The 517-nt window shown below is 48.0% G+C and carries 1 protein-coding gene; it reads left to right on the top strand.

Annotation, left to right across the window (positions count from 1 at the left end):
- Positions 1–29 precede the first annotated feature (29 nt).
- On the top strand, positions 30–326 hold the full coding sequence (locus LJE09_RS17410) for a hypothetical protein (protein ID WP_118617165.1): 297 nt from the start codon (positions 30–32) through the stop codon (positions 324–326).
- The last annotated feature ends 191 nt before the right edge of the window (positions 327–517 follow it).

Raw genomic sequence — 517 nt, 5'->3', positions numbered from 1 at the left:
ATTTGGGAAAAAAGAAATGAGGTAAAACTATGGAAAAGAAAAAACTTCAATCAGTTAGTATCGCTGCGCTCATTGTGAGCATCCTACCGTTGGCGGCTCTTGCCCCATCGCTTCTGCACCTTTCGCTGTCGGACGGAGACCGAACCACTTGGGCTGGGGCCAATGTCGTTTTTGTCCTGCTGGGCCTGATTCTTTCGGTGGTATGTGTGCGGAGCAGGGAAAGCCGCAGCATTATCAATATTGTATCAACTGCAATCAGCGTTTTTTGGCTGCTGCTGATGGTGGGAATTGTTGCGCTTGCCATGTTCCTTACTTTCGTTCAGTGAGGAAACGGTTATGCGTAGAGTTGGGAAATTTATTGGATGCTACCTGATCGCGGTTTCTTTGCGTTTACACAAACCTATGACGACTTGCAGGGACACGGTAGCCGATTGGAGGCTATTTTGCCGTGTCCCGTTTGCCTTTTCAAAGCTCACATGATCTACATCAGTTAAAAAAGCATTGCTCCTCCTCCGGG

This window comes from Blautia sp. DFI.3.45 (genome assembly GCF_020593505.1).
Lineage (GTDB): Bacteria > Bacillota > Clostridia > Lachnospirales > Lachnospiraceae > Blautia_A > Blautia_A wexlerae.
This window is presented reverse-complemented; position numbering and strand designations above follow the sequence as displayed.

What these genes read in the sequence shown, in the direction of transcription:
- LJE09_RS17410 (WP_118617165.1), top strand. Translation starts at nt 30, where the DNA reads ATGGAAAAGAAAAAACTTCAATCAGTTAGTATCGCTGCGCTCATTGTG.